The 8,932-nt window shown below is 37.0% G+C and carries 6 protein-coding genes and 1 pseudogene; 2 read left to right on the top strand and 5 right to left on the bottom strand.

The features are described from left to right. The first annotated feature begins 532 nt into the window (after nucleotides 1-532). Complete coding sequence (locus ABMQ40_RS11475) at nucleotides 533-913, top strand: helix-turn-helix domain-containing protein (protein WP_370899678.1); 381 nt, start codon at nucleotides 533-535, stop codon at nucleotides 911-913. A gap of 83 nt (nucleotides 914-996) precedes the next feature. Here ABMQ40_RS11475 and ABMQ40_RS11470 read toward each other — a convergent pair whose 3' ends face one another. The 5 genes and pseudogenes from ABMQ40_RS11470 to ABMQ40_RS11450 form a co-directional block, all read right to left on the bottom strand. After that, nucleotides 997-2,160, bottom strand: coding sequence for an NUMOD4 domain-containing protein (locus tag ABMQ40_RS11470; protein ID WP_370899676.1), 1,164 nt, complete (start codon nucleotides 2,158-2,160; stop codon nucleotides 997-999). A gap of 178 nt (nucleotides 2,161-2,338) precedes the next feature. Then, nucleotides 2,339-3,076, bottom strand: a pseudogene (gene istB / locus ABMQ40_RS11465) (IS21-like element helper ATPase IstB). 12 nt (nucleotides 3,077-3,088) lie between these two features. Continuing rightward, a complete protein-coding gene (gene istA / locus ABMQ40_RS11460; RefSeq protein WP_370899674.1) occupies nucleotides 3,089-4,492 on the bottom strand; it encodes an IS21 family transposase in 1,404 nt (467 codons plus the stop codon). Between the two features lie 633 nt (nucleotides 4,493-5,125). Then, complete coding sequence (locus ABMQ40_RS11455) at nucleotides 5,126-5,728, bottom strand: hypothetical protein (protein WP_370899672.1); 603 nt, start codon at nucleotides 5,726-5,728, stop codon at nucleotides 5,126-5,128. A 578-nt stretch (nucleotides 5,729-6,306) separates the two neighbouring features. Beyond that, the gene (locus ABMQ40_RS11450) at nucleotides 6,307-7,854 is read right to left on the bottom strand and encodes a tetratricopeptide repeat protein (RefSeq protein WP_370899670.1); all 1,548 of its coding nucleotides are present in this window, start codon (nucleotides 7,852-7,854) and stop codon (nucleotides 6,307-6,309) included. A 255-nt stretch (nucleotides 7,855-8,109) separates the two neighbouring features. Here ABMQ40_RS11450 and ABMQ40_RS11445 point away from each other — a divergent pair, with 255 nt between their 5' ends. Then, nucleotides 8,110-8,706, top strand: a complete 597-nt coding sequence (locus ABMQ40_RS11445) for a Crp/Fnr family transcriptional regulator (protein WP_370899668.1) — start codon at nucleotides 8,110-8,112, stop codon at nucleotides 8,704-8,706. The last annotated feature ends 226 nt before the right edge of the window (nucleotides 8,707-8,932 follow it).

Raw genomic sequence — 8,932 nt, 5'->3', positions numbered from 1 at the left:
TACTGCTTTGAATGGAGCTTCCCGTAATTAAGTATTGCTGGTCTATGGTAGTGGTTACCTGTGAAAGGAAATCCTGGGTCGAAGACTTGATGTCTTTCTGCCAGAGTACATTAGTTTCCTGAGCGGAAATGCCCAGAAATGCACTTAAAAAGAGTGCAATAGTGTAATTTTTTTTCATACCTGTTTAATTTATTGCGCGAATTTAAAAGTATTTTTTAATTCTTGGTATGGGGAAAACCCCATATTTTAACCATAGTTTTACTGAAGTGCTGTTTATACTGAATCCATCTGTGTTTCCATTCATATTATTTTTTTGTTACAATTTTTCATTCCTTAATAATTTTGTTTGTACTCTGAAGCAAAGCTACAACCGAAAGGCGACAAATCATGTCGTATTAAATTTTTTGGACTTGATCATGATCTGAAAAATACAACTTGTCTACAATCAGTGAAATATATCTTGGCAAACATAAAGTAAATTTTCTTTCTATATCATCGGTATTTTGTTATTTTTGAACAAAATATTGATATTATGAGTATAGGTACTAAAGTAAAAAGACTTAGAGAGATAAGAGGTCTTTCTCAGGATGAATTAGCATTACGTTTGGATGTGGCACAAAGTACCATTTCCAGTATAGAATCTGATAAAAACATTCCAAATTCACTGCTGTTGAATAAAATTGCAAAGGAATTGGATGTAGATATTAATGAGCTGTTAAATGATGGTATTCAGGTTAATATATCAAATAATAAATTCAGTGACTTATCCAGTGCGGGTACAATTAATCAATATAACCCGGTATTCAATATGCAAGCACCTGAAATTGCAGAAAGCATATTGAAAAATCAAGAACAACTTACAAAGCTTATAGAATCTCAAAATAAACTGATAGAGAATCTTTTTAAAAAATAATTTTTTACAGACAAAATATGAGATTTTTAATGACTTCTCACACCCGAAGAGATAGGAGTAAATTCGAGTGAGGTGATTATTTATCATTTTTTGTTTGGATGGGTCAAAGAATAAATAGGATTAAGTGAGAGCTTTGAGATGTCTATATCCCATTTCGGCTCATTTAGATTATTGATAACAATTCTCCTGTCTTTAAGATCAAATTCCTGCACAAAACAATAATAAACTAAGCGTACAACTGCTATATTGATTTCCCGACCCTGCTTTCTTAAACTTACATTGAGGTGGATGTTCTTGCTTTTAAGGTTTCCAATATTTAAAGCCATGATCTGTTCTCCAACAAAAGTTTTGTTGCTGCCAAAAGCCCATCCACTTTTTCGCTTCACCCTTCCTTTACTAGAGATTATATATTGTCCTTCAAAATCCGGTATCTCTTTCCAATGTTCCCCCGGAAGGCTTGCAACTGAAAGATTCATACAAGCTGGCGGATGGTTGATGTCAATAGCGGGTTTCCCCAGTTTCTCCCATAAAGAAATATTAAGGGTTCCCTTAAAATTCAACGTCTTATTTACTGGTGTTGCTAAGAAATCTTTTTTTGAGGGTATATAGTCCCTTGAAAACCATCGAAAGCCTCCTGCTGTAAAGCTTACCTTTTGTAATACGGACAGAATACCGCCTGGATTGACTCCTGAAACTTTAAAAGCGGCACTAATGCTTTCAAAATGAGCAATAAGCTTACCATCCACCGTATATTGGCTAACTGCTTGTTTAGCATGGCTAGCCCTGTCTTCACGAAATTTTTTAAGATTTAATTCACTGATGGAAAGCAGTTCTAAATTTTTATAGTTCAGATGAAGAGAATTATTATCTCTATACGAAATGACGACAGAATGATCGTCCATATTAAACTTTTCAACAAAATGGTAATATACTAAGCGAGCAACGGATCGACGGAACCTTTTGCCGTTTAAAGAAAATCCGCAAAATACATTATAGAAGGTACGTTGAAGGTAATTATTGGAATATTTTACAAAACTTAATTTCATAATACTTTCTTTATCTTTACGCTTCCCTCCGTTTGCCATTGGTGTCCATCGTTCAAGGCTTTTCACTCGCCCAAGATTAGAGATTGCATAATTTTCAATACCCTGAATTACCTTCCATTCTTCCCCGGGAAGGTATTCCAGACAAGTATTGTATAGAATTTCTCTTGCATATTGGTCTTCCAATTCAATAGGTAATTTCATCCTTCGAAAAATTTTCTTTCGTCTACAAAATACAATTTATTTTGTAAATTCCAGTGATATTGACCACCACTTTCCGGTTCAAAATGACCATGTCATTTCGGATTAAATTGACCACCCTTAATTTTGATAAAAACTCTTGTTTTTCATGTGTCAATTAATATTCAAATATAATAATTAATTACTCCCTGTTAACTCCTCTCTTTTTCCTCATAGATTCCCCCTGAAGTTCCAGGCGGTGAGACTGATGGATAAGTCTGTCCAGAATAGCATCAGCAATGGTCTTTTCACCAATAATGTCATACCATCCCTGCACCGGGATCTGTGATGTTACAATGATGGAGCCGTTGTTGTGACGGTCTTCTATGATCTCCAGAAGAGTTATCCTGTTGGCACTGTCCAAAGCCTGAAGGCCAAAATCATCAAGGATGATCACATCCTGTCTTTGTATTTTTGCTAGTTAGCGCAGGTATGACCCGTCTGCTTTTGCCATTTTTAATTTGGCAAACAGCTTGGAAGTATTAAAATAATTGACCTTGAAGCCTTCGATACAGGCCTGGTAGCCCAACGCAGTTCCTAGGTAACTTTTACCCACGCCTGTACTTCCTGTGATCAGGATGTTCTCATTTTTCTCTACGAACTCACATCCTGCAAGACGCATTACCAGATTACGGTCAAGATTGCGGGTGTCATCGAAGTTGACACTTTCAATACTGGACTTGTAATGGAACTTAGCATTTTTAATGCTTCGCTCTATGTGTCTGTTGTGTCTTTCATCCCATTCGGCATCGACGAGCATCGATATAAACTGGTCGAGGGTATAATGGTCTGTCCTTCCGCTCTCAATAGCGGTCTTAAAAGCATTGTGCATGCCGTAAAGCTTCATTTGCTTCATTTTGCTCACTGTCGGTTCGTTCATAACTGTTGATATTTAATGATAGTATTGTTTTCCTCTGATATTAACGTGATCAGGCAGTTCCTGCTCCTTTTCTTCTTTTTCCGGATCGATCATCTGATCCAGATTGTTCTCCAATATCTTCTGTATGGTCTTAAAGCTGTAGAGCTTAAAATCCAATGCCCGTTTACAGGCACCAATCAATCGTTCTCTGCCTACTTTTTTTTCGAAGTTCAAGATCCCCAGGCAGCTTTTGTAAGCCTGCTCGGGATGATTCCGACTGTCGATAATTTGGAGGATGTATTCTTCCACTGCAGTGTCAATATTCTTGGCCCAATCGATAAAGCGGAAAGCGCTCCATCCGGCCACGAACTGGTGGGTGCTGGCTAAATGTTCTGTAATGGTTGTGTAGACATAAGGCTTGTAATTGCGTCGGTGCATTGCGATCCTGTTGTATTTGTAGTAGATCTCCACGGTGGAAGATGTGTATAGGATCTTGATCTTCTTCTTGATATACTGGTACGGAACACTATAGTAGTTCTTATCCCGGCTCAACTGTACGTGCCCATTCTGCATCACTGTTGCAAAGGATTGGTACCTGATCTCAAAACGACGCTCAGGCAGTGGGCGCTGCTGCTGCTTCTCATCCTCTAGGAACATCTCGTAGCAGGAGTACGGATGTCCTGTGAGCTTGCGTTTGTTATGAGAGTCCAACAGGTCCCGGATCTCACGATTTAGTTCATCCACACCGCAGGGTCCCTGTTGAAGGTTGGTGTAGATCCTTCTGTACAGGATCTTGACCGCGCCCTCTACCAAAGATTTATCTCTCGGCTTGTAAGCCCTGGCAGACAAGATGGTCGTTTCATAATGTTCAGCCAGATCGGCAAGGGTCTCATTGATGGTGGGTTCAAAACGGCTGCTTTTGACTACAGCAGGTTTTAAGTTATCAGGAACGATCGCTGCCGGTGTACCTTCAAAAAAACGGATGGCATTTTCTACAGAACGTACAAAATCTTCCTTCTGCTGGCTCATAGAGGCTTCAGCATACGTGTATTGGCTTGCTCCCAGAATAGCTACAAAAAACTGAACTTCTTTAAGCTCCCCGCTTTCCTTATCAATAATGGAGAGTGTTTTTCCTGTATAATCGACATACATCTTATCACCGGATTTGTGATTCATATGCATCACCGGGTTCACACGTTTGCCCCAAATCTTGTAATGATAACGGAACTGTGAACTCTGAAAACCATCAGGATGCAGTACAAGATACTGCTCCCACATATGATGTATAGTGATCCCTACCTTTTTGAGCTCACGTTCCATCTTGGGAAAAAAATCGTACAGGGATTGTAGTTTGGGGTTGATGGACGGAACCGTGTTATTGGAAAACAAAAGTTCCAGCTCAGCATCTGTCTTCTCATTGATCGCATCAGGGCTCAAGCCTAGAATCTTATATAATGAGATGTTTTTTTTACGGTATTTCTGGAAAGGGATAAATAGCTGCTTATAAATAACTTGCTCTTTCCGCTGTTATAGAATTTTATGACTTTTCTATTTTACTCATGTCTGTTATTTTATTTGCCATAATCCGCTTTTTTTAACGAATGTATGACGCTAACATCATGAAAAAATCAAGTAGTTTTTTATCTCAATCTAACCCAAATGATAGGTGGTCATTTTGAACCGGAAAGTGGTGGTCAATTTACTCCGTAATTAGGTGGTCAATTTGACCGTATTTTCCATACTGATCGAGAGACGTAAATATATCTGTGCATTGTCCGACTTATGCAAAACACGGAATTTAACGGTTGCCATTTTTGATATTTTGAACAATTCAAATATACAAAATAATTCCAACTAAATTAACATTCAATGAGATTTATTGCAATTCAGTACAATTATAAATCCCTATAAAACAGTTCATATAGATGTTTTTAAAATATTTTTAAGCAGAATAGAATTTATTTATTCGGGTACTCTAGGTACCTCAACCTCTAATTATCTTTTGGATTTTTAGAGGTTTTTTATTTCCGGCTCTAAAAGCTGATCACATCGGACATTGGAAATTGAATATTAAATATCCGTTTTTATCCCGATAATCTTTAAGGCGGAAGGTGTCAGGTAGATTTCATTAAATCCGGTAAGGGATTCTATATCACTGAATGAAGCAGACATTAAATCATTTTTTCTGAAAGACAATTCAATATTCTCATTATAGGCAGCCACTACCCTCACAACTGAATAACCGTTATAAGCTATCTTAAACCCCTCAAACAGAAGTCTTCTTTCTGCCAGCTGATATATTCTGTGCTGTTCAAAGCCGGCCGTTACGTCTCCTTCTCCGTTATTGTGCTTCAGCTCTTTCCATATGCTGTAATTCCTGGGTTCTTTCAAGATATTTCCTTCCGGATCTATCGGAACCAGCATTCCAAGAGTTAAGGTTTTTTTCAGGAAATTGGCATAATTATTCATCAATTCAAGGGTATGAAGATCCGCATATCCTTCATGTGAATAATATTCCAATACAAATTGGGTCATGGAAATGAGCCTGTGTGATTCTGAAGTATGCATCATTTTTTGTCTCCGGATATATTTTTGGCAAATATAATAATCTATGTCATTACTGGAATTTTTAATGACATTATTCTGATAAACTATCCTTCCGGAATCGTTCATGCATACAAGTTACTGTCCGCAGCCGTAAATAAAAAACCTCTCCATGCGGAGAGGCAACTTTAGAAGTTGTAAAACTATTGAGTTTTCATAGAATATTGATATTAAGGATGTAGGAATTAACTATCAACATGGTAACTAAAATAAAATTACTAACATTCTATAGACCCAATAATTCTTTTCACTAACTACTATATCATTAATCATTTTATAAGCAAAACCGTACAGGAGGATAAGCATATTCATTTTACCGATCATACATTGCCGTACCTGTTATGTGAAATGGTGGTACAGCAATAGTTTCATAATTCATCGGAATAATTACTCTAAAGCAGAATAGAGGGATTATCTGCATTGAGCTGTGTTTCTTGAATCGTTATTTTCTGATCACCCCTGCCGGCTATGGCCGGACCGGATAACAGCCTGTCTCCTGCCAGCGTAATTACAAGTAAAAAAGAAAAAACCGAAATTTATTCTTTTGGCTGTAATTACCCTTTTCAAACAATGCCGCAAAGATATCCGGAAAAATGGGGGTGTAAAAGGATATGTTGTATCATTATCATGAAAATGATAAGTCTTATTTATGTTATGGAAGTGTTTTGTTCCATGTACTTTATAAATAATGAGGGTGACATTGAGGTTGTTTTCTTGAAAACTGTAGAAAATTTATTTGGTGATGAAAAGCCTGCCTCTTCTGCCAATGTGGCAATCTTATAATTCCTGTATCTGGGTTCGGTCCGGAGTTTAGCTATAATGAAATCGATCCTTAGCTCATTCACATAATTGTTAAAATCCTTGTTCTTGTATTTGTTTATGATATGGGACAGGTATTTGGTATTGGTTTCACAATAGATGGCTAAATAAGAAAGAGACATATTATTACTTGTATACAGATCTGCCTTCTCGAACTCTTCCAGTTTGGCCAATATTTTTTCTTCTGTTTCAGGAAGCATCATCGGAATATCATCAGCTCCGGAATCCTCACTCCTGCCGGGAATACTGCCGCTCTCCGTTATTACATCCGGATTTTGCTCCCGTTCTTCCAATATTTTTCTGAATTTATCGATATTCTTTTTCTGTCTTTTTCTGTAAATTATAAAATAGGTCACACCACCGGCTGCAAATACCCCTGCTACCGCGATCAATATATCTTTAATGGAATTTCTCTTCCGGATTACAGCATTCTGCTTCTCCAGCTCGGTATAGGATTCATTTATATAAGACCCTGCTCTTTCCGAGATGATCTGTCCTACGCTATCCTGCTTTTCTTTAGCTTCCGAATACTGCTTAATGTTTTTCATCATCATATAATACTTTTTAGAAGTTCCGTAAACCTCATTCTTCAGTGCCAGGTAATTGGAATGATCTGAAATTCTTTGTGCAATCTCCAGATGCTCCTTTGCCTTTTTCAGTTCATTTTTTTGCATATAAACATTGGCCAGCCCATTATGTATAAGGCCGGTAAGGTAGTTCTCAGGCAACTTTTCAGACAGTTCAATAGCGTTCTGATAATGTACCAAAGCTTCTTCCGGCTTCCGGAGATGGTAGTAATTCAATCCCAAAAGCTGCTCATTATGGGCTTCAAAAAACGGATTGGTATGCCTGATATAGGATTTTGCTTCATTAAGCTTATCTATGGCTTCCACATAATTTCTGTGTTCAATATCATAATAGGCCATTTCCTGCATTATCAATCCTTTCGTGTTATCAGCAATATCCGGGTCCGTAATATCTTTAGCCATATCATAAGCCATATCTGTATATTCTTTGGATTTATTATAAAGATTTAAAAAGCGGTATTGGGTCGCCAGAAAGCCATATACCCTTGCCTTCCATATCGTGTTATCCGTATCCTTAATGATCTTTTCAGACTGCAGCGCATACTCTATGGATTTTTTAAAATCTCCTGCCTGCTGGTACAGGGTAGCGGACAACATTAAGCTCTTGGCCCGGAAGTATGGCGTTTCAGATGTGGCATATAATGAATCTGCTATTTTTAAAGCCTTATTAAAGTCTTTCTGTGAAGTCTCCAAAAAAGTCTTCGTATAGATCATGGTATAGTCATTACTATTCTGCCCATACAAACAGGCTCCGGACAGCAATAAAGGAATGGTGATCAGGATATTCATGTATGAAATTGTAAGAAGGGTAAATATAATATCAACTTTACACCCGGACAACCATTTCCTTTTATTTAACATTTTTATAGCATTTCTTATTTCTAAAGTATCTTATCAATTAAAAAATAAAATAAACTTAATAATAAACATTTATACTTTAGATACCACAAAATTCAATTTATTATAAGTACGGCTTATTATTTGCATTAGTGAACCCGATTTAATGGCCGGAATATTCATTGTTTAACCATAATAATTGATGTAATGATTATTGATGAAAATCTACTTTTAGAATACGGTGCCAAGTATGAAAATTACAAAGCCGACGAGATTATTTTCCGTGCGGGAAGCCTGCCCAAATTTTATTTCCAGATCGTAAAAGGAACTGTAGAGCTCAGCAATTACCACGAAGACGGAAAAGAATTTACACAGAATATCCTTATGGATGGACAATGCTTCGGTGAATCTTTATTATTTAATGATAAGGCTTATCCGATGAATGCAGTTGCAAAAAATGAATGTACGATATTAAAATTGACAAAAGCAGAATTTTATTCCCTGCTGAGCCAAAACCCCGAAACCACATTCAATATGTTCCGGTGCCTGGCGGACAGGTTATATTACAAATATATAATGCTCTTTAATATTTCATCTCCGGATCCTTCATTTAAGATCAAGACCATAATGGATTATTATAAAGATTATAATTCTGACAAATCGCCTTATTCCTATCAGGTTCCATTAACCAGAAAACAGATTGCCAATCTAACGGGACTTCGTATTGAGACTGTGATCAGAACCGTTAAAAAAATGGAAAAGGAAGATATCTTGAAAATTGAAAATGGTAAGATATACTATTAATCATATTTCCGGACCATTTGCTGCTGAAAGTAAATTATACTGATTAAAAAACGTTTTCAAAATTATTCCGGCAAAACCACCGGATCACCCGTCAGGCATTTACACCATTGTTTCGTATTTCTTACACAGTCGTTCCCTCTGGTTATACTGACATAATTCGCTCATATAAAAACTCCCCGGTTTAGAGGAGTTTGAGAAAAGAATAAAATGAAGATAGTGATAGTTA

Origin of the sequence: Chryseobacterium gossypii (genome assembly GCF_041361455.1) — a bacterium.
Classification (GTDB): domain Bacteria; phylum Bacteroidota; class Bacteroidia; order Flavobacteriales; family Weeksellaceae; genus Chryseobacterium; species Chryseobacterium gossypii.
The sequence above is the reverse complement of the archived record's forward strand: the minus strand, read 5'-3'. Positions and strand labels throughout refer to the sequence as shown.